The sequence below is a fragment of the Bifidobacterium samirii genome (assembly GCF_003952945.1).
Taxonomy (GTDB): domain Bacteria; phylum Actinomycetota; class Actinomycetes; order Actinomycetales; family Bifidobacteriaceae; genus Bifidobacterium; species Bifidobacterium samirii.
In genome coordinates, this window is sequence record NZ_QXGK01000005.1 from 37,201 (window position 1) to 61,237 (window position 24,037).

The 24,037-nt window shown below is 68.3% G+C and carries 15 protein-coding genes and 1 pseudogene; 10 read left to right on the plus strand and 6 right to left on the minus strand.

The features are described 5' to 3' along the window. Window positions 1-119: 119 nt before the first annotated feature. Together D2E24_RS03615 and D2E24_RS03620 are read right to left on the minus strand one after the other, a co-directional pair. Window positions 120-2,480, minus strand: coding sequence for a YhgE/Pip domain-containing protein (locus D2E24_RS03615; RefSeq protein ID WP_125967972.1), 2,361 nt, complete (start codon window positions 2,478-2,480; stop codon window positions 120-122). Then, window positions 2,477-5,188: a YhgE/Pip domain-containing protein gene (locus tag D2E24_RS03620; RefSeq protein ID WP_125967973.1), complete on the minus strand. Its 2,712-nt coding sequence runs from the start codon at window positions 5,186-5,188 to the stop codon at window positions 2,477-2,479. Before D2E24_RS03620 ends, D2E24_RS03615 begins: the two co-directional genes overlap by 4 nt. Window positions 5,189-5,432: 244 nt before the next feature. On the opposite strand from D2E24_RS03620, the gene D2E24_RS03625 reads away from it, so the two are divergent. The 8 genes and pseudogenes from D2E24_RS03625 to pknB all read left to right on the plus strand — a co-directional run bounded on the left by D2E24_RS03625 (window position 5,433) and on the right by pknB (window position 17,252). Then, window positions 5,433-7,820: a prolyl oligopeptidase family serine peptidase gene (locus D2E24_RS03625; RefSeq protein WP_125967974.1), complete on the plus strand. Its 2,388-nt coding sequence runs from the start codon at window positions 5,433-5,435 to the stop codon at window positions 7,818-7,820. Window positions 7,821-8,028: 208 nt separating this feature from the next. Then, the gene (locus tag D2E24_RS03630; protein WP_125967975.1) at window positions 8,029-8,730 is read left to right on the plus strand and encodes an FhaA domain-containing protein; all 702 of its coding nucleotides are present in this window, start codon (window positions 8,029-8,031) and stop codon (window positions 8,728-8,730) included. Window positions 8,731-8,749: 19 nt separating this feature from the next. Further along, a complete protein-coding gene (locus tag D2E24_RS03635; RefSeq protein WP_125967976.1) occupies window positions 8,750-9,286 on the plus strand; it encodes an FHA domain-containing protein FhaB/FipA in 537 nt (178 codons plus the stop codon). Window positions 9,287-9,294: 8 nt separating this feature from the next. Continuing rightward, window positions 9,295-10,941, plus strand: coding sequence for a PP2C family protein-serine/threonine phosphatase (locus tag D2E24_RS03640; protein WP_125967977.1), 1,647 nt, complete (start codon window positions 9,295-9,297; stop codon window positions 10,939-10,941). Next, window positions 10,938-12,326, plus strand: a complete 1,389-nt coding sequence (locus D2E24_RS03645) for an FtsW/RodA/SpoVE family cell cycle protein (protein WP_125967978.1) — start codon at window positions 10,938-10,940, stop codon at window positions 12,324-12,326. Before D2E24_RS03640 ends, D2E24_RS03645 begins: the two co-directional genes overlap by 4 nt. Continuing rightward, a complete protein-coding gene (locus D2E24_RS03650; protein WP_125967979.1) occupies window positions 12,323-13,789 on the plus strand; it encodes a peptidoglycan D,D-transpeptidase FtsI family protein in 1,467 nt (488 codons plus the stop codon). The genes D2E24_RS03645 and D2E24_RS03650 overlap by 4 nt, the downstream gene beginning before the upstream one ends. Continuing rightward, a pseudogene (locus D2E24_RS03655) lies at window positions 13,786-14,688 on the plus strand (serine/threonine-protein kinase); the annotation flags it as partial. The gene D2E24_RS03650 and the pseudogene D2E24_RS03655, both read left to right, overlap by 4 nt. A 401-nt stretch (window positions 14,689-15,089) precedes the next feature. Beyond that, entirely contained in the window at window positions 15,090-17,252 is a 2,163-nt protein-coding gene (pknB, locus tag D2E24_RS03660) for a Stk1 family PASTA domain-containing Ser/Thr kinase (RefSeq protein WP_125967980.1), read from the plus strand. A gap of 96 nt (window positions 17,253-17,348) precedes the next feature. Here pknB and D2E24_RS03665 read toward each other — a convergent pair whose 3' ends face one another. The 3 genes from D2E24_RS03665 to D2E24_RS03675 form a co-directional block, all read right to left on the minus strand. Beyond that, window positions 17,349-17,993 carry an anthranilate synthase component II gene (locus tag D2E24_RS03665; protein WP_125967981.1) on the minus strand — a complete coding sequence of 215 codons (645 nt, stop codon included), beginning with the start codon at window positions 17,991-17,993 and terminating at the stop codon, window positions 17,349-17,351. A 228-nt stretch (window positions 17,994-18,221) separates the two neighbouring features. Then, a complete protein-coding gene (locus tag D2E24_RS03670; RefSeq protein ID WP_125968040.1) occupies window positions 18,222-19,397 on the minus strand; it encodes a class E sortase in 1,176 nt (391 codons plus the stop codon). 275 nt (window positions 19,398-19,672) lie between these two features. Further along, window positions 19,673-20,434 carry a DUF881 domain-containing protein gene (locus tag D2E24_RS03675; protein WP_125967982.1) on the minus strand — a complete coding sequence of 254 codons (762 nt, stop codon included), beginning with the start codon at window positions 20,432-20,434 and terminating at the stop codon, window positions 19,673-19,675. Between the two features lie 146 nt (window positions 20,435-20,580). On the opposite strand from D2E24_RS03675, the gene crgA reads away from it, so the two are divergent. Next, window positions 20,581-21,102, plus strand: a complete 522-nt coding sequence (gene crgA, locus D2E24_RS03680; protein ID WP_125967983.1) for a cell division protein CrgA — start codon at window positions 20,581-20,583, stop codon at window positions 21,100-21,102. A gap of 504 nt (window positions 21,103-21,606) precedes the next feature. Here the strand turns inward: crgA and D2E24_RS03685 are convergent. Further along, on the minus strand, window positions 21,607-23,223 hold the full coding sequence (locus D2E24_RS03685) for a THUMP-like domain-containing protein (RefSeq protein ID WP_206430915.1): 1,617 nt from the start codon (window positions 23,221-23,223) through the stop codon (window positions 21,607-21,609). 161 nt (window positions 23,224-23,384) lie between these two features. Here D2E24_RS03685 and dcd point away from each other — a divergent pair, with 161 nt between their 5' ends. Beyond that, on the plus strand, window positions 23,385-23,966 hold the full coding sequence (gene dcd, locus D2E24_RS03690; RefSeq protein WP_125967985.1) for a dCTP deaminase: 582 nt from the start codon (window positions 23,385-23,387) through the stop codon (window positions 23,964-23,966). Window positions 23,967-24,037: the final 71 nt, after the last annotated feature.

The window sequence follows — 24,037 nt, forward strand, 5'->3', positions numbered from 1 at the left end:
GTGAGGAAACGAAGCCCTCAAACTTCGCAACGGACACGCAGACCCTGCGATCGCGTGTCCATTGCGAAGGAACGGGCCGAAGATGTGACACATGGACGCGGAACGCCCGCCGCCCACCGTCACATGACCTTGGTGCTCTCCAGGTTGTGGATGATCCAGTTGTTGAGGCGGATGACCGGCTTGCGCAGGACGAGGCCGAGCAGCAGCGACGGGATGAGGAACAGCGCCAGCTTGCCCATCGCGATCCAGTACTCGTTGCCGTAGGAGCCTGCCATCGCCGCGTGCATCGCGTCGACGCCGTACGGGAACATCAGGAACTTCGCGACCGCCTGGAAGTACCACGGGAGCGTCTCGATCGGGAACGTGCCGCCCGAGCCGGCCACCTGCATCACCAGCAGCACCACGGCGATCGCCTTGCCGATGTCGCCGAACGAGACGGTCAGCGTGTACATGATGTTCGAGAACACGATCGCCGCCAGCCAGCCGGCCAGCAGGAACCGCCACAGGCTCTCGCACTGTGCGCCCAGGTAGAACACGTCGCCCAGGCATACGAGCGTAGCCTGCAGCAGCGCGAACACGGCGAAGATCAGGTAGCGGCCGAAGTACTCGTGGTGGAGCTTGAGGCCGAACTGCCGCGCGTTGCCGGGCGTCTCGGCGCGCGGCTTCATCAGCACGTCGAGCGCGGCGGCCGGTCCGGCGACGCGGCCGGCGACCATCGCGTCGCGCAGTCCGGTGCGCGCGCCGAGCGGCAGGTCGTTGCCGAGGCCGAGGATCTTCGCCTTCTCGTGGTCGGAGACGGCGACCTTGAGCATCGCGACGAGGATGATCGACCCGACCCAGATGGACAGGATCGTGTAGAACGGGGTCATCGCCGAACCGTAGTTCTCGACCGGGTACACGGCGACGCGGTCGACGCGCACGGGTGCGGAGATGAGTGTCGCGATCGTGTCCGCGTCGGTGCCGGACACGAGTGCGGACAGGTTCTCGCCGCCGTCGTCGAGCGTGGACGTCAGCTTGCCGCTGAGCCTGTCGAGCTTGTCGGCGGAGTCCGTCAGCGACGAGGCCGCGTCCGCCATCGCCTTGCGCGCGGTGTCGATCTGCGAGCCCAGGTCGCCGGTGAGGCCGTCGACGCCGTCCAGTGCGGACGACAGGCCGTCGATCACGGTCCCGACCTGCGAGGACAGGTCGTCCAGCGACGACGCGAGCGCCTCGACCTGGGGTTCGAGCGTCGAACGGTACGAGGAGCGGACGTCGTCGATCTGCTGTTTCGCCGCGTCGAGCTTGTCGGCCAGCTGGGCGCGCGTCTGCTGCGCGTCGGCCTTGCCGTCGGCCACCTGCTGCGCCGCTTCGCCGAGGCCGTCCGCGGTCTCGCGCAGCCGCTTGGCGGCCGCCGACGCCTGGTCGGCGGCCGCGTTCAGCGCGGCGCGCAGCGTGTCCAGGGCCGTCTGGTCCGAGCCGGCTTCCGACGATCCGCCCAGCGAGTCGGCCATCCTGCGGAGCGAATCGGCGTACTCGTCGAGCGCCTTGGCCTGGTCGTTGACGGACGTCTGCATGTCGGTCAGCGCGTCGTGCAGCTGGTCGCTTTGGTCGCCGATCGCGTCGAACGACTTGCCGAGCTGGGTCTTGACGTCGTCGTAGGCGCCGGACGCCTTGTCGAGCGAGTCGCCGACCGAGTCCATCGCGCCGGACAGCGCGTCGCCCAGGCTCGTCATGCCGTCGCGGCCCTGTCCGAGGGCGGTCTTCGCGTCGGCGGCGGTGGATCCGGTGGTGCCGAGCAGCTCGTCGGTGGAGTCGATGATGCCGCCGATCGACCCCATCAGGCCGGCGTACGCGTCCATCTGCGCGGCGGCCGAACGCAGGTTCGATGCCAGCGATCCGATGTGTTCGGTGGCGTTGTTCACGTACTGCGCCATCTGCGGGCTCTGCGTGTAGTCCACCATGTTGGAGGCGAGGTCGAGCGCCACTTCGCCGATCGTCTTGACGAACGTCTGGTCGATGGTCGTGGCGACGGTGCTGGCGCCCTTGTCGGTGATGTGCGGGGCGATCGGGTTGATCTCCTCGTTGAGGTAGTACTCGAGCTTCGCGTGCTCGATGTTCGGCGAGAACACGGTCATCATGTCGGCGCTGAACGTCTTGGGGATGATGAGCGCCGCGTAGTAGTCGCCGGAGTTGACGCCGTCGAGCGCCTCGTCCTTGCCGACGAACTGCCAGTCGAGGGCGTCGTTGGCGCGCAGCGCGCTGATGACGGTCTCGCCCACGTTGATCTCGACGGGCATGAGGTCGGACTTGTAGCCTTCGTCGACGTTCGCGACGGCGACCTTGAGCGCCTTGGTGTTGCCGTACGGGTCCCAGCTGGCGGCGATGTTGTACCACGCGTACAGCGACGGCACCACGATGAGGCCGAGGGCCACGATGAGCGCGATCACGTTGCGGGTGGCCTGGCGCACGTCGCGTACGAAGATGCGTCGGATGTTCCTCATCGTTCGTCTCCTTCGATGGTGTCGGTGGCGGTCGTCGTCGCGGCGGGCGGGAACGACGGCGGCATGGCCGTCGGCGTGCCGGCGTCGCCGTCGGAAGCCGTCGGCGGCGTCGCGCCGGCCTTGTGCTGCGGATGCGGGCGTCGCGCGGTCGTCATGACGCCGCCGTGGAGCATCGCGGCGCGGAATTCGTCGGCGGTCATCGCGCTCACGCCGATCTGCCGCGCGTAGCTGTCGCGCACGAATTCGACGACGATCAGATACGCGTCGATGAGCACGATCGACGCGATCCACGCGGTGAGCATCGCGATCTTCGACTGGATGACGAACAGGAGCACGAGGAACACGAACGGCAGCACGAGCAGCGCGGCGAGGCCGGCGCGCACGAGCCGCGGATAGCGGGCGAAGTAGCGGTGGGCGCGGCGCGTGACCACGGAGCGCAGGTCGTCGGAGTCGCCCAGGTCGCGCAGCAGCGCGCTGAGGCTGACGCGTTCGTCGACCATGCTGTGATGCTCGGTGATCATGAGGTCGGTGTCGCCCAGCCGGCGGTCGAACAGCGCGTTGAGGTTCATCGCGTAGCGTCGCACGATCAGGCCGACGAACAGCGCGACCGGCACGTACCAGCACAGGCTGAGCATGTTCGACGTGTAGTGGTCGCCGTAGATGCCGGCGATGGTGCCGCGCATCGCGTTGATGCCGTACGTGAACGGCAGCCACGGGTGGATGCGGCGGAAGAAGTCGGGCATCAGCTCGATCGGGTACAGGCCGGACGCGCCGGGGATCTGGATGATGACGAGCACCACGGCGAGCGCCTTGCCGATGTGCCGGAACGCGACGCCCAGCGAGTAGATGATGTTGATGTACGTGAACGAGCACAGGATGCCGGCGAGGACGAACAGGACGGGATGGTCGCATTGGATGCCGAGCGCCAGATCGCCGACGGTCGCGATGACGGCCTGCAGCACGCCGATGACGACGAGCAGCAGCCAGCGGCCCATGTACGCGTGCGCGGCGGATACGTGCAGCCCTTCGAGTCCGTCGCGGTCGACCTCGAGCTTGTAGATCGCGATGAGCACGAAGCCGCCGACCCACAGCGCGAGGTTCGTGTAGAACGGCGTGACGGCCGACCCGTAGTTCTCGACCGGGTACACGGTCTTGGTGGACAGCTGCACGGGGCTGCCCATGAACTCGCCGATGCCTTCCGCGTCGAGGTCGAGCGCGTCGGCGATGCGCTGGTAGGCGGCGGAGCTGTCGATCGCGCCGACGTCGTCGCGTACGCCGGTGATCTCCTCGTGCAGCGTGCCGAGCGACGTGTCGGTCTTTCCGATCGTGTCGGACGCCTGCTTGGCGGTGTCGGCCAGCTGGTCGAGCAGCGAGGTCGCCTGCGCGACCGTGCCCTTGAGCGAGGCGAGCGTGCCGCCCAGCGTGGAGGTGAGCGTCTGGAAACTGCCCAGTCCCGAGTCGAGGCTCGGCATGACGGTGCCGGTGAGGGTGCCGCGCATCGTGGTGAGCGTGTCCACGCCGGTGTTCGTGGCCGTGGTGGCCGCCGATGCGAGCGCCGACGCGGCGTCTTTGCCGGAGGAGGCGAACTGCGTGCCGTGGGTGCGGAACCCGTCGACGGCGCTCTTCTGTCCGGCGACGAGCGCGTCGAGCGCGTCGAGGCTCGCCCACACCTGTTTGACGGTCTCGTCCGTGGAATCCTCGCCGTAGCCGGCGTCGCGCAGCGCGTCGCGGACCGTGTCGAGGGTGGAGTCCACCGCGTCGAGGGCGGTGTCCGCCTTGCCGGCGATCGATTCGACGGATTCCTGCGCGCCGGTGAAGCCGTTGATCAGCGTGCCGGCCGCCGTGTTGACGTCGACGCCGAATCCGGCCAGTCCGACGGCGCCCTTGTCCATCGCGTCGGCGGCGGACGACGCGAATTCGCCGGAGCTTTTCCGCGCTTCGGCCAGCAGCGGCGACGTCTGTTCGAGCGAACGCTGCGCGGTGTCGATCTGCGTGGATGCGGTCGCCAGGTTCCGTTTCGCGTCGGCGGTCAGGTCGATCGTGGAGGACAGCGAGTCCTGCATGTCGGCGAGGGACGCGCGTACGTCGGCGATGCCGTCGAGCACGCGGTTGAGGTCCGTGACGATCTCGCCGCTCGCCGTCGTGGTCGTGTCGCCGAGCTTGCCGCCCGTGTCGGCGATCGCGTCGGCCACCGCGCGGCTCACGGTCTGCACGAACTGCGAGTTGATCTGCTCGTCGATGGTGGTCGCGCCGGTGTCGGTGATCTTGGGCGCGATCGCGTTCTTCTTCTCGTTGACGTAGTACTTGAGGCTGGGCTGCCTGCCGCCGTCGGTGACGGATTCGACGAGGCTTGCGCTGAAGTCGCGCGGCAGTACGATCGCCGCGTAGTATTCGCCGGATTTGACGCCTTCGACGGCCGCGTCCTCGTCGACGAACCGCCAGCCGAGCGAGTCGTTCTCCTTGAGTTTGGCGACGACCTCGCTGCCGGCGTCCAGATGGCCGGTCAGGTCGCTGTCGGTGCCGCGGTCCTCGTTGGCGACGGCGACCTGCAGGTTGCCGGTCGCCGAGTACGGGTCCCAGTTGGCGAGGATGTTGAACCACGCGTACAGCGAGGGGATGATCGCCACGCCGATGGTGACGACGAGCGCCACCGGGTTGCGCACGATCCGCATGATGTCGCGGGTGAAGATACGCCAGACCGTCCGCATCCGTGTCCTCCGTCCGATTCGTTCCGTTATGTGCCGTTATGTGCCGTGTGTTGCGTCTGTTCCAGTCCGACCGGTCGTGCGCGGCGGTCCCCCGCCGCCGCGGATCGCACGGTCCGCTGGACGAGTATAGGCGCGGGGATGCGCAAGCCGTCCCGCAGGCGAACAAAACCCGACACACGCCCTGCGTATGCCGGGTTCGCCGGTGAGCGGCCGTCCGGGACCGCGTGGCGTAGTATCGGACCCTATGAGCGAATACACCGATATCAATGAGGCAATCAGGGAATTCCCCCGCCGCAAGGCCCGGACGCTGCGGTTCGGCTCGGGCGCGCCGCGTTCGGCCCGCGTGGTCGGCGACGGCTCGCGCGCGCTGTTCCTGCGCTCCGACGGTCCGGAGGACATCGTCACCGCACTGTGGATGAGCGGCTTCGACGCGGCCGGCGAGCCGTGCGAGGTCGTGCTCGCCGACCCGCGCGCGCTGCTGGCCGACGCGGACGACGAGGACGTGCCCGCCGAGGAGAAGGCGCGTCGCGAGCGCGCCCGTGAAGGCGGCTCCGGCATCGTGTCGTACAGCGTCGACGCGGCCGGCGAACGCGTCGTGTTCACGATCAACGGACGCCTGTTCCTCACCCCGATCCCCGCATCCGTCGACGCCGCCGACGATGCGGCCGCCGCCACGCGCCAGCTGGCCGCCGCGGCGATCGACGCCGACCAGTCGGCGTTCACGCCGGTCCTCAACCCGCGCATCTCGCCCGACGGACGCCACGTCATGTACACGACCGGCACGCGCCTCGTCGTCGTCGACATCGCCGACGACGGCGCCGACGACCATATCGCCGCGATCGCCGACGTGGACGCGCGCAACGCGGCCGCCGCCGACGCGCCGTGGCGCATCGGCCTGGCCGAGTTCGCCGCCGGCGAGGAGATGGACCGCTACGACGGCTTCTGGTGGGCGCCCGACTCGCGCGGCGTGCTCTACGAGACGTACGACACGACCCCCGAACCGATGTGGTACATCGCCGACCCGGCCAACCCCGACCATCCGGTGCCCGGCACCCGCTATCCGCGCGCGCTCACCCGCAACGTCGACGCGTACCTGACCCGTGCCGCGCTCGCGTTCGACGAGGACGGCCGTTGCACCGGCGTCGCCGCGTCCGCCGACGTCGCGTGGGACCGCGAGGCGTACGAGTATGTCGCCGCCGTCAGCTGGACCGGCGGCCACGAGCCGCTCGTGCTCGTGCAGAACCGCCGCCAGACGCGCGACCAGGTGCTCGCCGTCGCCGCCGACGGCACCGTGCGCGTGCTCGAGGAGCATGCCAACGACCAGTGGCTCGACCTCGTCGGCGGCACGCCCGCCTACACGCCCGACGGCCGCCTCGTGTGCGCGCTCAACGACATGGACGCCGACACGAACCGTCTGACCGTGGACGGCCGCGCGTTCACGCCCGTCGGCCTCAACGTGCGCGGCGTGCTCGACGTGACCGACGACGACGTGCTGTGCGTCGTACAGCGCGACCCCGCCCTCCTGCCCGACGTGCCGGCCGTGTGGGCCGACACCGCCGACGGCCACGACGCGCGCAGCTTCGACGTGGTCGCCATCGCCTACGACGGCGCCTGGTCGCCGGAGACGGCCGAGCCGGGCGTGTGGACGATGTCGCGCGGCGAGCGCGGCAACGTCGTCTCCGGACGCATGATGGCCTCGCCGCGCACGCGCGTCTCGCACTGCGTCGACGTCACCGACACGGTCGCCGCCGACGGCGAGCCGGTCGAACAGAGCTGGGCCGTCGCCGTCCTCTCGGACGACTCCGCCGAACCCGGCTTCGCGCCGAATGTGACGTTCACCCGCATGGGCGAGCATGCGCTGCACACGGCGATCATCGCGCCGAGCGAGTCCAGCCCGTACGCGCACGCCGCAAGCCTGCCGGTGCTCATGAAGCCGTACGGCGGCCCGGGCGCGCAGCAGGTCGTCGCCTCCCAGGCCTACTACTGGGACGCCCAGTGGTGGGCCGACCAGGGCTTCCTCGTCGTCACCGCCGACGGCCGCGGCACCACCGGCCGCGGACCGAAGTGGGACCGTGAGATCTTCGAAGCCATGAAGGACGTGACCCTCGCCGACCAGGTCGAGGCCGTGCACGCGTTGAGCGACGCAATCGCCTCGCTCAACGACGCGTTCGCCGCGCTCGGCGAGACGCGCCGCATCCCCGCGCCCGACCTCGATCGCGTGTGCATGATCGGCTGGTCGTACGGCGGCTTCCTGTCGGCGCTGGCCGTGCTCGACGCGCCCGACGTGTTCCACGCGGCCTGCGCCGGCGCCCCGCCGACCGACTGGACGCTGTACGACACGCACTACACCGAGCGCTATCTGGGTCTCGACCCGGAGACGTACCGCCGCAACAGCATCGTCGAGGACGCGCCGAACCTGCGCCGCCCGCTCATGCTGATCCACGGCTTCGCCGACGACAACGTCACGATCGCGCATTCGCTGCGTCTGTCGCAGGCGCTGATGGCCGCCGGCCGCCAGCACACGTTCCTGCCGCTGACGGGCATCACGCACATGACCAACGACGAGACGGTCGCCGAGAACCTGCTCATCCTCCAGCGCGACTTCCTGTACGACGCGCTGGGCATGCGCTGATCCCATCCGCCGCCGGCGGAATCCTCTGACTGCGGTTTGTTCGCGTCCCAACGAAGGCGGCGCACACAAACCGCAGTCATGGCCCCTTGAAACTGCGGTTTGCATGCGTGCCGACGGGGCGGCGGCCCCGGTCGGGACGGTCTTCACATTTGGCCTGTTCCCGCCACGCGCGTAGGATGGGGTATCGATATGCAAGAAAGGGACTACCATGAGCGTTCTCGACCGTTTTGAGAAAAGTGTGGAAGGCGCGGTCAATGGCGTGTTCGCCAAGTTCGGGTCGAAGGACCTGCAGCCCGTCGACCTGTCCAGCGCCCTCGAGCGCGAAATCGACGCCGAGGCCATGCCCGTCGGCCGCGACCGCACGGTGGCCCCGAACGAGTACCGCTTCAAGCTGAGCACCCCGGATTTCGACCGCATCGAGCAGTGGGGGTCCGAGACCCTCGCCAACGAGCTGGCCGACAATCTCACCCAGTACGCGAAGAGCCAGCACTACGCCTTCGTCGGACCGGTCGTGGTCATCTTCGAGGAGGACCTCGACCTGACCCGCGGCAACTTCACGCTCAGCTCCGAATCGGTGCAGGGCAACGCCGTCCCGGTCACCACCGCATCCCAGTCGCAGGACGACCCGATGCTGGAGATCAACGGCAACCAGTATCTGATCACCAAGGAGAAGACCGTCATCGGCCGCGGCTCCGGCTGCGACATCATCATCGACGATCCGGGTATCTCCCGACGCCACATGGAGATCGACATCACCGACAACGGCGTCATCGCCCGCGACCTGGGATCCACCAACCATATGTACATCGAAGGCCATCAGGTGCCGATAGCAACGCTGCTGGACGGCAACACCATCACGATCGGCCGCACCCGAATCCTCTACTGGGCCTCTTCGCAGGAACAGGAGTAGTCGGCGAGGAGTCCCCTTCATGATCACCGAACTCACCTTCGCGATCCTCAAATACGGTTTCCTGATCCTGCTGTGGGCGTTCGTATGGCTCGCCGTACGTTCGCTGCGCCGCGATCTGGAGACGTTCAGCCCGAAGCAGTCGCGCACGCACCGTCGCAAGGAGCGCCGCGCGCGCAAGGCCGCCGAGGCGCCCGCGCCCGTCGCCACGTCGACGGCGGTGCCGGCGCGCCCCGCCGCGCATGAGACGCCGCGCGCCGACGCCGGACTGTCGCTGCTCGTCGTCATCGACGGGCCGCTCGCCGGCGCGAGCGTGCCCCTCGCGTCCGGGCCGATCTCGCTGGGCCGCGCCGCGTCGAACACCGTCGTGCTCGACGACGAGTTCGTATCCTCGCATCATGCGCGCGTCTACCAGGATCCGCTCACCGGCGACTGGGCCATCGAGGACCTGTCGAGCACGAACGGCACCGTCGTCAACGGCCAGCGCATCGCCGCGCCCACGATCCTCTCCGCCCGCGTGCCGGTGCGGATCGGCGCGACGACGTTCGAACTGAGGTGAGCGCCCTCATGCCGAACTCAGCAGCCTCGCAGAACCTGTTCCTCTACTCCACCACCGTCTCCGACGTGGGCACCGTCCGCTCCAACAACCAGGATTCGTCGTTCGCCGGCGGCCATCTGGCCGCGATCTGCGACGGCATGGGCGGCCATGCGGGAGGCGACACCGCGTCCACGATCGCGATCCGCTCGCTCGCCCACCTCGAAAGCGACGACGTCGACGGCGACATCCAGGCCGTCGCCCGCATGCTCGAATCATCGGTCATCGCCGCGCACGACGCGATCGTCGGCAAGGCGAAGCGCGAACGCAAGCTGTCGGGCATGGGCACGACCGTCACCGCCGTCGTGCTCGTCGCCGGCTACTGGGTGCTCGCCCACATCGGCGACTCGCGCGCCTACCTGCTGCGCGACGGCAAGCTCACGCGCATGACCCACGACCACAGCTACGTGCAGCATCTCATCGACATGGGGCGCATCAGCGAGACCGAGGCGAAGAGCCACCCGCAGCGCAACGTCGTGATGCGCGTGCTGGGCGACTTCGACATCGACCCGCGCCCCGACATCGCGATCCGCAAGGCCCACCCGGCCGACCGGTGGATGCTGTGCTCCGACGGTCTGACCGGCGTGCTCGCCGACTCCACGATCGAACAGGTGATGGCCGACTGCACCGACCAGGAGGAGTGCGCCCAGCAGCTCGTGGGCATGGCCCTCAAGGCCGGCAGCACCGACAACGTGAGCGTCGTCATCGCCGACGCGACCCTCGCGCTCGACGCCGACGCGTTCGAACTGCCCCATCAGACGCTGCTCGTCGGCGGCGCCGCCAGCGGCAGCCTCGAACCGATCGCCGACATCGTCAACGAGCCCGTCGCCACCGCGCCCGCCCTGCGCGCGCAGACGTCGCCGGCCCAGAAGGCCGCAGCGCTCTCCCACGGCGACGGCCGCCACACCGACGCGACGATGCGCGTCGTGCAGCCCTCCACCGTCCGCGAGGAGACCGGCGAACGCGAGATGCCCGACACCGGCGAGATCCCCGTCGTGCAGAAGGCCGACGGGCGCATCACCGCCGACCCGCACGACCCGGAGGTCGTGCGCGCGATCCGCCGCGAACAGGACAAGCAGCGCAAGGCCACCAGCACGAAGCGCCGCCACGGCCGCCTCGCCACGATCCTGAGCGTCATCCTGGCGATCGCGCTCGCCGCCGGAGCCGCGGCCGGCGCGTACGCGTGGAGCCAGACCCGCTACTATCTGGGCGCCGGCGACGGCGTCATCGCCATCTACCAAGGCGTCAACACCGACCTGTTCGGCTTCAAGCTGTCGCACGAGGTCGAACAGACCGACATCGCCGTGGACAGCCTGCCGCAGTCGTGGCAGGAGCAGCTCGCCCAGGGCATCGCCGTCGACAGCCTCGACGAGGCGCGCACGCACGCCGCATACATCCGCGACGAACGCGACAAGGCCGCCGACGACACCAAGGCCGACGAGCCCGTCGTCGGAGCCGCGGACGACGCGGCCGGCGAGCAGGCCAGCACCAGGAAGGACGCCGGCTCGGACGACGCGAAGACCGACGGCTCCTCCGACGGATCCGACGCGAAATCAGACACCAAGACCGATACGAAGACCGGCACGACCGACACGGGGAAGGAGGCCGACACGCAATGATCCGCACCCGCCTGCGCCAGGTCGCGCTCATCCTGTTCGCCATGCTCGTCGGCTTCATCGGCCTGTTCCAGATGTTCGAACGCACCACCGGCACATTCCCCGCCAACTACGCCGTCCTGCTCGGCGTCGTCGCGCTCATGGCCCTCGGATCGTGGGCGCTCGTGCTCAGATTCCAGCCGTACGCCAGCCAGACCGTCATGGCGTGCGTGCTGCTCCTCAACGCCGTCGGCGTCACGATGATCGCCCGCATCGACCAGTCGATGGGCACCGCCATCGCATTCCGCCAGCTGCTATGGCAGGCGCTCGCGATCGTGCTCGCCACACTGCTCATCGTGTTCCTCAAGGACTACCGCGTGCTGCGCCGATTCTCCTACGTGAGCATGGTCACCGGCCTCGTACTGCTGCTCAGCCCGATGCTGCCGTTCATCGGCGCCGACATCAACGGCGCGCGCGTGTGGATCGTCATCCCGTTCACCAACAGCACGATCCAGCCCGGCGAATTCGCCAAACTGTTCCTCGCGTTCTTCTTCGCCGCCTACCTGTTCGACCACCGCGACCAGCTGGCCGTCGGCGGCAAGAAGTTCCTCGGCCTGCAATTGCCGCGCATCAAGGACATGGGCCCGATCATCATCGTCTGGTTCGCGTCCATGGGCGTGCTCATCCTCCAGCACGACCTAGGCACGTCGCTCATGTTCTTCGCGATGTTCGTCTCCATGCTCTACGTCGCCACCGGGCGCCGCAGCTGGATCGTCATCGGCCTTCTCGCGTTCGCCGCCGGCGCCGTCGCCGCGGCCGGCATCTTCAGCCACGTCGGCTCGCGCGTCGACGCCTGGCTCGAACCGTTCAGCGCCGAACAGTACAACAAGGAGATCGGCGGCTCCTGGCAGATCGTCACCGGCATCTTCGGCCTCGCCTCCGGCGGCATCCTCGGCACCGGACTGGGCGAAGGCTACCCGTCGCTCACCACGTACGGCAACTCCGACTTCATCTACACGTCGCTCGGCGAGGAGCTCGGCCTGACCGGCCTCATGGCCATCCTCATGATCTACCTGACGATCATCGCCTCCGGGTTCATCACCGCGATGAAGATCAAGGACGGCTTCGGCAAGCTCCTCGCCTCCGGACTCGTGTTCACGATGGCGTTCCAGGTGTTCACCGTCGTGGGCGGCACCACGCTCGTCATCCCCCTGACCGGCATGACCCTGCCCTACATGGCCGCCGGCGGCTCGTCGCTCATCGCCAACTACATCCTCGCCGCGCTCCTCGTCGTCATCTCCAACGCGGCCAACAAGCCCGAACCCGACCACGACCTGTCCGAAACGTTCCAATACGAGGCCTTGGCCGCCCTGCGCGACCACGAGCTCAAGGAGAGGAGCGCCCGATGAACAAGTCCCTGCGCCAGCTCTTCACCGCCGTCCTCGTCCTGTTCGTCATCCTCGGCATCTCCACGACCATCCTGTCGGCCATCCGATCCGACGAACTCAACGCCGACCCGCGCAACGCGCGCGCCATCTACCACACGTACGGCACGCCCCGCGGCCAGATCCTCACCTCCGACGGCACCGTCATGGCCCGCTCCGACGCCTCCAACGACGCGTTCAAATACCAGCGCGTCTACGAGAACGGCGCCGTCTACGCGCCCGTCACCGGCTACTTCTCGATCACGCAGGGCACCGACCGCGGCATCGAGGACTCGCGCGACAGCCTCCTGTCCGGCGAATCCGACGCGCTGTTCTGGGAGCGCGTCAAGGCCGTGCTCACCGGCACCCAGAACACCGGCGCCACGATCGAAACGTCCATCGACGCCAGGCTCCAGACCCTCGCCTACCAGCTCATGGACGGCAAGGACGGCGCCGTCGTCGTCACCCAGCCCAAGACCGGCCGCATCCTCGCCATGGTGAGCACCCCCAGCTACGACCCCAACCAGCTCGCGAACCACGACACCCAGTCGGCCAACCTCGCCTACCAGCAGCTCGTCGCCGACGGGAACAACCCGATGCTCAACCGCGCCACCAGCGAGCTCTACCCGCCGGGATCCACGTTCAAGACCGTAGTCGCGGCCGCCGCGATCGACAGCGGCGACTACACCATCGACTCGCAGATCCCCGCCGGCGCGTCCTACACGCTGCCCGGCACCAACGTGCAGCTCACCAACGCGTCCGCGCAGGGCGCCGGCAGCAACGGCACCATCTCGCTCGAGGACGCGCTCGCCTACTCGTCCAACACCGCGTTCGCCCAACTCGGCGTCGCCGTCGGCCAGCAGAAGCTCGACGACATGGCCTCCAAGCTCGGCTACGGCACGTCCATCACCATCGACGGCACCACGTCCACCGGCAGCCCGATGAAGACCGTCGCCGCCAAGCTCCCGACCGACATGGGCGACGACCGGCTGGCGCTCGCCTCGATCGGCCAGGGCGACAACCTGACCACCCCGCTGCAGAACGCGCTCATCGCGTCCGCCATCGCCAACGACGGCACGCTGATGCGTCCGACGCTCGTCGACCGCGTGCGCTCCAGCGACCTGTCCGTGCTGTCCGAAACGAAGCCGCAGGTCATGTCGCAGGCGTTCGGCAAGGACACCGCCGACCAGCTCACCAAGGGCATGCAGTCGGTCATCACCAAGGAATACCCGACCCTGGCCATCGACGGCGTCGCCGTGGCGGCCAAGACCGGCACCGCGCAGATCGGCGAGAACAACGAGCGCATCGACGGATGGATCATCGGATTCGCACCCGCCGACGACCCGCAGATCGCGATCTCCGTCGTCGTGCACAACACCGACCTGTACGGCTCGCTGACCGCCGGCCCGATCATGAAGTCGTTGATGGAGGAGGCGCTGAAGCAATGAGACTCATCGAAGGACAGCTGATCCACCGACGATACCGCCTCGACGCCCGCCTCGCGCAGGGCGGCATGGGCGAGGTCTGGCGCGCCTGGGACATCCAGCTGGGCCGCCCCGTCGCCATCAAGGCGCTGCGCTCCGACCAGGCCGACGTGGAGGCCAAGCTGCACCGTCTGCGCGCCGAGGCGCACAACTCCGCCAACCTCGCGCACCCGAACATCGCCGCGCTGTTCGAATACTACGAGCATGACGGCATCGGCTTCCTCATCATGGAATACGTGCCCAGCAAGTCGCTCGCCGACCTGTACCACGAGCGCGGCGCGATGGACCCGACCGAACTGCTGCCGATCCTCATCCAGACCGCGCGCGGCCTGTTCGTCGCGCACAGCCACGGCGTCATCCACCGCGACGTCAAGCCGGCCAACATCATGGTGTCCGACAGCAACGAGGTGAAGATTACCGACTTCGGCGTCAGCTACTCCACCAACCAGGAGCAGATCACGCAGGACGGCATGGTCGTGGGCACCGCCCAGTACATCTCCCCCGAGCAGGCGCAGGGCCATCAGGCCACGCCCCAGTCCGACATCTACTCGCTGGGCGTCGTCGCCTACGAGGGCCTGTGCGGCCACCGCCCGTTCACCGGCGCCACGCCCGTGGACATCGCCGCCGCGCACGTCAACGACCCGGTGCCGCCGCTGCCCGACACGGTCGACCTGCAGCTCAGCCAGTTCGTCATGTCGATGCTCGCCAAGGACCCGCTCGACCGTCCCGCCGACGCGCTCGTCGTCTCGCGCACGCTCGCGCGCATCGAACGCCGTCTCCTCGACCAGGCGACCGCGCAGAGCGACGACACGACCGTCAACCCGTCCGGCCGCGTGCCGCGCCGCGTGCGCAGCCGGCCGCACGCCGTCAACACGCTGCTGCGCGCCGTCGACCCGGAGCATCTGACCGCACGCCGGCCCGACCGGCCGATCCGCGTGCCGACGCCGCCGGTCCCCGGCGCGGCGTCCGCCGACGCGCCCGACGTACCGGGTGCCGGCATGCCGTCGTCCGACGGCCCCACGATGCCGCCCGTCGTCACGCCGTCGATCGCCGGCACGGCGCTGCCCGACCTGCCCAGCCTGCCCGACCTGCCGGCCTCCGTCAGCGCGACGATCGGCGAGGTCACACTCGCCGCGGGCGACACGACCACCGCCGCGGCCGGACTCGCCGACGCACCGTCCGGCATCGCGACGGCCATCCCCCTTGACCATCAGCACACCGCCGCATCGCATGCGGACCTGCGGAACCTTTGGAAGGAACAGCAATGAGCAACATGCCCAATTCGCTTGCCGACGGCCGCTACCAGCTCGGCCAGGCGATCGGCCACGGCGGCATGGCCGAGGTGCGCGTGGCCCTCGATACGAGGCTCGGACGCACCGTCGCGATCAAGATCATGCGCGCCGACCTGGCCAACGACCAGATCTTCCTGTCGCGCTTCCGCCGCGAGGCGCACGCCGTCGCGCAGATGAACAACGCCAACATCGTCAACATCTACGATTCGGGCGAGGAGACCGTCACCGACGAGAACGGCATGACCGAACGGCTGCCGTACCTCGTCATGGAGTACGTCAAGGGACAGACCCTGCGCGACATCATCAAGGCGAACGGCCCGATCTCCCAGCGCGACGCCGAACAGGTCATGCTCGGCGTGCTCGGCGCGCTCGAATACTCGCATCGCATGGGCATCATCCACCGCGACATCAAGCCCGGCAACATCATGATCAGCGAGCAGGGCGTCGTCAAGGTCATGGACTTCGGCATCGCCCGCGCGCTCGACGACTCCGCCGCCACGATGACCCAGTCGCAGGGCGTCGTCGGCACCGCCCAGTACCTCTCCCCCGAGCAGGCGCGCGGCGAGACCGTCGACATGCGCTCCGACCTGTACTCCGCCGGCTGCGTGCTCTACGAGATGCTCACCGGCCGCGCGCCGTTCACCGGCGACTCGGCCGTCGCCATCGCCTACCAGCACGTCTCCGAGGTTGCCACGCCGCCCAGCTCGCTCGTGCCCGGTCTGCCGGCCATGTGGGATTCGATCTGCGCCAAGGCCATGGCCAAGGACCGTCAGAACCGCTACGCGACCGCCAACGAGTTCAAGAACGACATCCTCACCTACATGAACGGCGGCATGCCCGTCGCGGCCGCGTTCAACCCGCTCACCGACCTGTCGAACATGAAGGCCCGCAAGCAGGCCGAACAGGACGCGGCCACGCAGGCCCTCGGCCAGACCCAGGCGATGGGACAGACCGCCGCAATGGGCACGATGCCGATGCCGGCCGCCATGCCCGCGGCCGCGATGGGCGGCGAGACCACCGCCACGCAGGCGTTCAACCCCGTCACCGGCCAGTTCGAGGCCGTGCCCTCGCTCCAGCCCGCCGGCGTCGCCGTCAAGTCGCGCGCCGAACAGCGCGCCGAAGCCGACCGGGCCAAGCGCAAGAAGATCATCATCGGATCGGTGGTCGGCGTGATCGTCGTCATCGCCGCGCTCCTCGCCGTGTTCTTCATGATGCAGGGCCGCGGCGGCACCGACGAGCAGAAGGTCGACGTGCCCGACTTCACCACGATGTCGAACATCACGTCGGAGAAGATCACCTCCCAGCTCGAGGACCTCGGACTCGTCGCCGACATCGTCGACGACGACGATTCGACCGAACCCGAAGGCACCGTCACCAAGCAGGATCCCAAGGGCGGCGCGAGCGTGGCCAAGGGCAGCACCGTCAAGGTGTGGATCTCCACCGGCCCGCAGTCCGCCAAGGTCCCCGACGTGAGCGACATGACCCAGGACGCGGCCCGCGCCGCGCTCAAGAAGGCCGGATTCGAGGTCGCCTCGTCCACGCGCAGCGAGGACAGCGCCAAGATCGAGAAGGACAAGGTCGTGGGCACCGACCCGGCCGCCGGCACCAGTGAACCCAAGGGCACGCAGATCACGCTCATCGTGTCCACCGGCCGCGCCACCGTGCCCGACCTGGCCGGGCAGGCCAAGGACGCGGCGATCCAGACGCTCAAGAGCATGGGCTTCGAATCGACCAGCATCAGCGAGGACTACAGCGCCACCGTCGCCGAAGGCGCCGTGATCGGCACCACGCCGGAGGCCGGCGCATCCGTCGAACGCGGCACGACGATCTCGATCGTCATCTCGCGCGGCCCGCAGCCGGTGACGGTCCCCTACCTGATCGGCCAGAAGTACGCCGACGCCAAGAGCCAGCTCGAAGCGCTCGGCCTCACCGTCGCCCTCACCAACGGCTCGTCCACCAGCGACACGGCGATCGTGACCGCCTCCAATCCGGCCAACGGCAACACCGCCAAGCCCGGAGACACCGTCACCCTCACCACCGCCGACCCCGTCACCCCCACCCCGGATCCGACCGATCCGACCACGCCGGGCACCGACGACAACGGCAACAGCAGCGGCACGACCACCGGCCAGTGAGCCGCACGGACCGCCCGCACCAGGCGTGAAGACACGAGAAGGCCCCTCCCTGGAGGGGCCTTCTCGTATGTCGATCGCCGCTGGACCGTCAGCGGGTCAGCGGGCGACCTTCGGCCGCAGGCCGGCCGAACGGGCGACCGCATCCGTCTGGCCGCACGCGGCCAGCCAGTTCGCGAACAGACGGTAGCCGTCCTGCGTCATCACCGACTCGGGGTGGAACTGGACCGCCTCCAACGGCAGATCGCGGTGACGGACCGCCTGGATCGTGCCATCATCCGACGCGCGCGCCGACACGACCAGCTCGTCCGGCATCGACGCCGGGTCGATCGCCAGCGAATGGTAGCGGGTCGCCGTCATCGGCTCGGCCACGCCCGCGAACACGCCCGCGCCGTCATGCTCGATCAGGCTCGTCCTGCCGTGCATGATCGTCGGCGCATGGGCCACCGTGCAGCCGAACACCTCCGCCAGCGCCTGCAATCCCAGGCACACGCCGAACATCGGCTTGCGCTCCGCCGCGCACCGGCGGATCACATCCTCGCTCGCGCCCGATTCGGCCGGTGCACCCGGGCCCGGCGAGATCAGCACGCCGTCATAGTCGTCCAGCAATCCCGGTGCGGCCGCGTCGATCGCATCGTTGCGCACGACCGTCACGCTCGCGCCCAACGTCTTCAGATATCCGACGATCGTATAGACGAACGAATCATAGTTGTCGACCACCAGAATGCGCGCCGAATCCGTCATAACTCCTCCTGCCGGGCCGCAACCGGGCCGCCGGTCCGGCCTCCCCTGCGAAGGCCGCGTCATCGCCCCCAGTGTATCCGCGGCCGGCACGACGGCGGCGGGAATGACCGGAATACAGCACGGCTGACGGCGGCGAACGCACGCCGCCGTCAGCCGGCCATCATCGCCACGACACCCGCCGGGCCGCCATCGGACAACCGCCGCCGACCGCCGGACGGCACCCCGGCATCAGCCGGCGGTGAAATTCGACATCTGCTGCAGATACGGAATGTTCGACGCCGCCCACGGGAAGCCCCACTCGAACAGCGCCGCGGCCGCCGCGAACAGCAGCAACAGCACCAGCAGCAGGCGAATCGGCAGCACACCCGGCTGATGACGCATCAGCCAGCCGTACAGGCTCGCATCCGGGCGACGGCGCTCGCCCGCGCGGATCGCACGCAGCAGCGGGAACCGCCAGGCGACCAGCGCCGCGACGAATACGATCGCGTACGCGACCAGCGCGACCGCGACCACCGGGGCCAGCGAGTCGAGCCGCGCGACCGGCGACACGGCCTCCGTCGCGTTGTTCGTGAACGTCACGCCGCCCTTCGCGTCGCTCGTCGCCAGCTCCTGCGGCCAGCCGTCCGCGACCTTCGCCCAGTACTTGAGCTTGCCGTAGCTGATCCACCGGTGGGTGGGCGTCGAATACTTCGGTTCGCACGTCGTCATCGTGATCATGCGCTCGGTCGGTTCGGCACCGGGATTCAGCGGATTCGAGCCGATCACACGGATGTCGTCCGGCAGCACGATCTCACTCGACGTGTACTCGTACACATACCAGTAGTCCTGCGTACGCACCACGATCACATCGCCCGGCTGCAGCTTGTCCACGTCGCCCAACGGCTGCCCGTAGCCGTTGCGATGGCCGGCTATCGCGAAATTGCCCACCTGACCAGGCCACTGCGACTCCGTGTAATGGCCCAGGCCATGCTTGTTGAGCTGCACCAGCGACGTGCCCTGCACCAGATTGCGCTCCCACTGGTCGCCGAACCGCGGTATGTAGACGGTGGCGATCAGCTCTCCCTCCGCCGCCGACTCCGGCTGGACCGGCGGATCGCCCTCCTGCGCCGGCGCGACCGCATCCGTGCTGCCCGACCCCGGCGACGTCCAGTTGACCGACTGCCGCATCTCGACCTGCGCGTGCTCCGACTGCACGCCCGTCCACCACATCTGCCACACGACGTACAGCGCGCACACGGCCGCCATCGTCAGCAGCAGCTCCGCGACGATGCCCAGAATCGACCACAGCAGTCCCTGACGGTGACCTCCACCGCGGGCGTCGTCGTATCCGCCACCGGCGCCGACGCTATCGCCGTCACGACCGCTGCCGCCGTGCGACGCGCGGCGACGGTCGCGGCGTGACATAACGGCGTCGGCGTCACCGGATCCCGAACGACCGTCGGCGCCGACGTGACGGTCGGGATGGACGGTCACCAGACGCAACGATTCGCCCGGATCGGCGACATCCTGCATGCGCAGCAGCAGGTCGGCGGTCGTCTCCCCGTCAAGGCTGCGGCCGACCGCGCGACGGGCGGCCGGGCGCGACGACGGCGGCTGTGCCGAGGGCGGCGTTCCCGGCGCCGACGCCGACGCCGACGACATTCCCTCCGATGCGGACTCCTCCGATGCGGTCATACGGTTCATTGCGCGTTCTCTCCCTCGTCGTCGATTACGCTCGAATATTGCAGCGACTGCAGCAGCGCCGCGGATTCCGGGAACTCCAGCCGGTCGTTCTCCTCGACCTTCCATCCCAAGCCGAACGCGCTCACATACTCGCGGTAGATACGCACGTCCTTGGAATCGTCGAGCGCCTGCTTCATCCCGTCGATCGGGCCGATCGCCTTGATCGTGTACGGCGGCGAATACTTGCGGCCCTGCAGCAGCAGCACGTTGCCCTGGCAGATCACCGCCGAATTGAACAGGACACGCTGGTCCTGGATCATCATCGACTCCGCGCCGCCCGCCCACAGCGCGTTCACCACCGCTTCGACGTCCTGCTGATGCACAACGTAGTCGTTGATATTCGCCGCCGAACCGGAGCCGTCGACCTTGCTCTCCCACAGCGGGGAATCGTCGAGCGTGACCGTCAGACCGGGGCCTTCGACCGCGGGCAACGTCGTACCGGAACCCGCGTCCTCGCCGCCGGACGGGTCGGACACGTCGCTCGCCAGATCCTTGAGCGTGTTGACCTGCGCGCCGAGCCGGCCGATCTCATCCTGCAGCTGCGTCACACGGTTGACGCGCTGCTCGACCAGATCGGCAGTGTCCGACGAGACGACCGCGGTACGGTTGAGCCGGGCGTTCGTCGCCAACAGGAAACCGGTGAATGCGACGAGCAGGAACACGGCGACGCCATTGAACAGCGAACGCTTCGCCGCGTGCCTGCCGGTTCGTCGTGCCATGATCCCCTCCTGCCGGCGAGTATGCGAGTATGCGGCCATATGCAGGCCCGACGCCGCGCCACGGGCCGATTCGCAGACGATGTCTTCGCCAATTCGAGTCTAACCACTATTATGACTTCTAGCCTATATACAAGGAGACTACGCTCATGGCAGAGACACAGCCGAACGAAACCGATACGGAGGCCCAGAAGGACTGGGCGGAAGCGACGAAGCCCGAGGCCGAGGCTGCGGCCGACACCGCCGCGACTGAGACCGCCGCCGAGGACGCCGCCGAAACCAAGGCCGCCGAAACCAAGGCCGCCGAAACCAAGGCCGCCGAGACCGAGACCGCCGACGAAGACGACGAGGACTTCGGTGTGCCGATGGACCAGGTCGAGGCCGTACTCAACGCGACCGCCGACAAGAACGACCTCACCCCGCAGATGCGCCGCATGATGGCCCGTCAGGCCGAGAACACCAAGCGCGTCGAGGAGGCCATCAAGGGCACCAAGTCGAATCCGCGCTGGTTCGTGCCGCTGTTCTGCACGCTGATGGTCATCGGCCTGATCTGGTGCGTCGCCTACTACCTGACCGGCAACTACCCGATTCCGAACATCGGCGCCTGGAACCTGGCCATCGGCTTCGCGATCATCATGGTCGGCTTCCTCATGACGATGGGCTGGCGTTAGTCCGTCGCGCCGTTCCCCTGTCTTTCGGCCCCTTCGCCGGCTTCACCGGCAAGGGGCCTTGCCGTATCCGGGCATCAGTCCCCCGGCCCCCGGTCCCCCGTGTACGGATTGCGACGCAAACTCCCTCTCCAGCGTCGCAATCCGTAAGAAATCCAGTCCTCCCATGCAGGTTGCGACGCAAACCAGCCCGTCAGCGTCGCAATCCGCACAGGATCCCCCGTTCATGTACAGATCGCGACGCAGCGCAGCCCCGTGTACCCGCCGATCACAGCATCCCAGACCGGTCGTCATCATCGGACATCCCACTTTGCGTCGCAATCCGCATACTAACCCCCATTCCCATACGGTTTGCGACGCTAACTGGGCCTTCCGCGTCGCAATCCGTAAGGAATCCGGTCCTCCCATGCAGATTGCGACGCAAACCAGCCCCTCAGCGTCGCAATCCGTAAGGGATTCGGCCCCCGTGTACAGACTGCGACTCAACCGGCCGGTTGAGAGTCACGCTCAGTCGGTCGAACGAGCGGTGGACAGGCGCCGCGTGCGGATCAGGACGTGACGCGAGCCGGCGAGCGTCGTGGCGAACAGGTAGAGGTCGCCGCCGTCGCCCAGCCGCAGCTTCTTGCGCAGCTGTGCGACGCTCATCGGAAAATTGCGCACCGCGACGTTCGCCTTCGTCGCACCGGCGAGCAGCGACTTCACGTCCTTCTTCCCGAGTCCGCCGACCGCCTCGATGGCGAACTCGCGTCCGGGGAACCCGTCAACCCGCTGAGTACTTACGAATAGGTGACTGTTCGGCCCGACCTGCCGCATCGGATAGCGGTCCTCGATCAGCGCGAAGCATCCGGCCTTCATGATCGACGCATTCGGCTCGTATAGATATCTTGCTTCCGAGTTGCCGTCGACATCGACTTTAACATCGGTCCCGGCGACGTCATCGGCGGTATCGTACCAACCGTCGGCGAGCAGTCCGGCGGCGGTCGTGCCGGTCATGCGGTCGACCGACGGCGCCGACGGATTATAGTCGTACGCGAGTTCGTCACCGTCGTTGACGCAGACCACGCGGACCGGCATTCCCTCACAGGCGTCGGTCGTCACGTCCGCAGCCGATGCCCCGGCAGCCGTCCCGCCCGTCGGCGGCCCGCCCGCAGCCGGCCGCCCCGTCGCACGCCGACGGTCGAGGACGAGCAGCAGCTCCTTGCATTCGTTGCCGGTCGAGACGATGTGTACCTCGCCGACCGCGCCGCGGAAGTCGGCGACGGTCTTGCGCCAGTCGAGCATCGGCGACAGCTTGACCATGACGAGCGGGGCGGCGGCGAACAGCCGGTCCGCCAGCGCGAGCACGTCCGGCGTGCAGTCGGCGATGGCGACGGCGCGGCCGCCGTGGTCGTCGCGGCGGGCCGGGTCGACGAAGATCATCGTCGCCGTGCCGCCGTCCGCAAGCCACGTCTCGGCGTCCGCGTTGACGACGCGCGCGTGGTCGAGGCCCAGCGCACGCAGGTTGTGTTCGGCGATCGCGCACAGGTGCGGCTGCCGTTCGACGTACGTCGCCCGGTCGAATCCGCGCGCCAGATACGAGAAGTCGACGCCGAAGCCGCCGGTCAGGTCGGCGAGCGCCGTCCCGTCGGCCGGGCTCGCCGTCGTGGCGGCCGTTGCTGATGTCGGCGCGGTCGGCGATTCGGGTGCCGATGATGCCGTCGTTCCCGCCGATGCCGGGGTCTCCGGCTCCGGCGCCGATGCCGCCATCGTCGCCGACGGTTCCGGCGTATCCGCGGCATCCGATTCGCCCGATGCGACCGACGCAGCCGATGCGACCGATGCAGCCGACCCGGCCGATGCGTCGGCCGCGAGATACGCGTCGACGATCCGGCGGGCGACGCGCGCCTTGTATTGGGCGGTGAACTGCGACGAGCACTGTTCCATCGACAGGTGCGGCGGGTAGATGATGCCGTCGCTGGCGGCCCATTGCGGGAGTTTGGTGCGCGCGGTCTGCCATCCGGCGATCTGGTCCAGGGCGAACGGCAGGTCGAGGCCGTCCTCCCGTCTGGCCTTGAGCGCCAGGTCGCGCACGTTTTCGAGTCGGTGCGCGGCGATGAATCCGCGGGTCTGCGACGAAACAAGCATGACGCCCATCGTATCGTCCCGTCGCCACCGCCCGTCGCGCGGCAACGGCCGCGTCAGGCTCGACGCGGATGAGCGCGAGGGCGCACTGCATGCCGGGATGAACTAGTTTGCAACGGATTGTAGACTGGGGAACGGTTTTATTAGCAATATAAGGAGTCCCGATGCTGCTGTCCGATCGCGACATTCTGGCCGCCAAGGCCGACGGTCATATCTCGCTCGACCCTTGGACGCCCGAAATGGTGCAGCCGGCGTCGATCGACGTGCGACTCGACCGCTTCTTCCGTCTGTTCAACAACCATGCGTACACGTACGTCGACCCGGCCGAGAACCAGGGCGCGCTGACCGAGCAGTTCGAGGTCGCCCCCGACGAGCCGTGGATCCTGCATCCGGGCGAGTTCGCGCTCGGCTCCACGTGGGAGTACGTCAAGCTCGACGCGACGGTCGCCGCGCGTCTGGAGGGCAAGAGCTCGCTGGGCCGTCTGGGCATCCTCACCCATTCGACCGCCGGCTTCATCGACCCGGGTTTCGAGGGCCATATCACGCTGGAGCTGAGCAACGTCTCCACGCTGCCGGTCAAGCTGTGGCCGGGCATGAAGATCGGCCAGATGTGCTTCTTCCAGCTGAGTTCGCCGGCCGAGCATCCGTACGGTTCGTCCGGGACCGGCTCGCATTATCAGGGCCAGCGAGGCCCGACCCCGAGCCGCTCCTACGAGCGTTTCTACCGCGCCGAGATCCGCGACTGAGCCGACGCCGGTCGTCGCGGCGGCATCATCGCCGCACACCGCCGCATATCGCCGCGCACCATCGCGTATAC

Bases quoted from the DNA above. Each gene is read 5' to 3' on its own strand.
- D2E24_RS03615 (WP_125967972.1), bottom strand. From the start codon at position 2,480: ATGAGGAACATCCGACGCATCTTCGTACGCGACGTGCGCCAGGCCACC.
- D2E24_RS03620 (WP_125967973.1), bottom strand. From the start codon at position 5,188: ATGCGGACGGTCTGGCGTATCTTCACCCGCGACATCATGCGGATCGTG.
- D2E24_RS03625 (WP_125967974.1), top strand. From the start codon at position 5,433: ATGAGCGAATACACCGATATCAATGAGGCAATCAGGGAATTCCCCCGC.
- D2E24_RS03630 (WP_125967975.1), top strand. From the start codon at position 8,029: ATGAGCGTTCTCGACCGTTTTGAGAAAAGTGTGGAAGGCGCGGTCAAT.
- D2E24_RS03635 (WP_125967976.1), top strand. From the start codon at position 8,750: ATGATCACCGAACTCACCTTCGCGATCCTCAAATACGGTTTCCTGATC.
- D2E24_RS03640 (WP_125967977.1), top strand. From the start codon at position 9,295: ATGCCGAACTCAGCAGCCTCGCAGAACCTGTTCCTCTACTCCACCACC.
- D2E24_RS03645 (WP_125967978.1), top strand. From the start codon at position 10,938: ATGATCCGCACCCGCCTGCGCCAGGTCGCGCTCATCCTGTTCGCCATG.
- D2E24_RS03650 (WP_125967979.1), top strand. From the start codon at position 12,323: ATGAACAAGTCCCTGCGCCAGCTCTTCACCGCCGTCCTCGTCCTGTTC.
- pknB (WP_125967980.1), top strand. From the start codon at position 15,090: ATGAGCAACATGCCCAATTCGCTTGCCGACGGCCGCTACCAGCTCGGC.
- D2E24_RS03665 (WP_125967981.1), bottom strand. From the start codon at position 17,993: ATGACGGATTCGGCGCGCATTCTGGTGGTCGACAACTATGATTCGTTC.
- D2E24_RS03670 (WP_125968040.1), bottom strand. From the start codon at position 19,397: ATGTCACGCCGCGACCGTCGCCGCGCGTCGCACGGCGGCAGCGGTCGT.
- D2E24_RS03675 (WP_125967982.1), bottom strand. From the start codon at position 20,434: ATGGCACGACGAACCGGCAGGCACGCGGCGAAGCGTTCGCTGTTCAAT.
- crgA (WP_125967983.1), top strand. From the start codon at position 20,581: ATGGCAGAGACACAGCCGAACGAAACCGATACGGAGGCCCAGAAGGAC.
- D2E24_RS03685 (WP_206430915.1), bottom strand. From the start codon at position 23,223: ATGCTTGTTTCGTCGCAGACCCGCGGATTCATCGCCGCGCACCGACTC.
- dcd (WP_125967985.1), top strand. From the start codon at position 23,385: ATGCTGCTGTCCGATCGCGACATTCTGGCCGCCAAGGCCGACGGTCAT.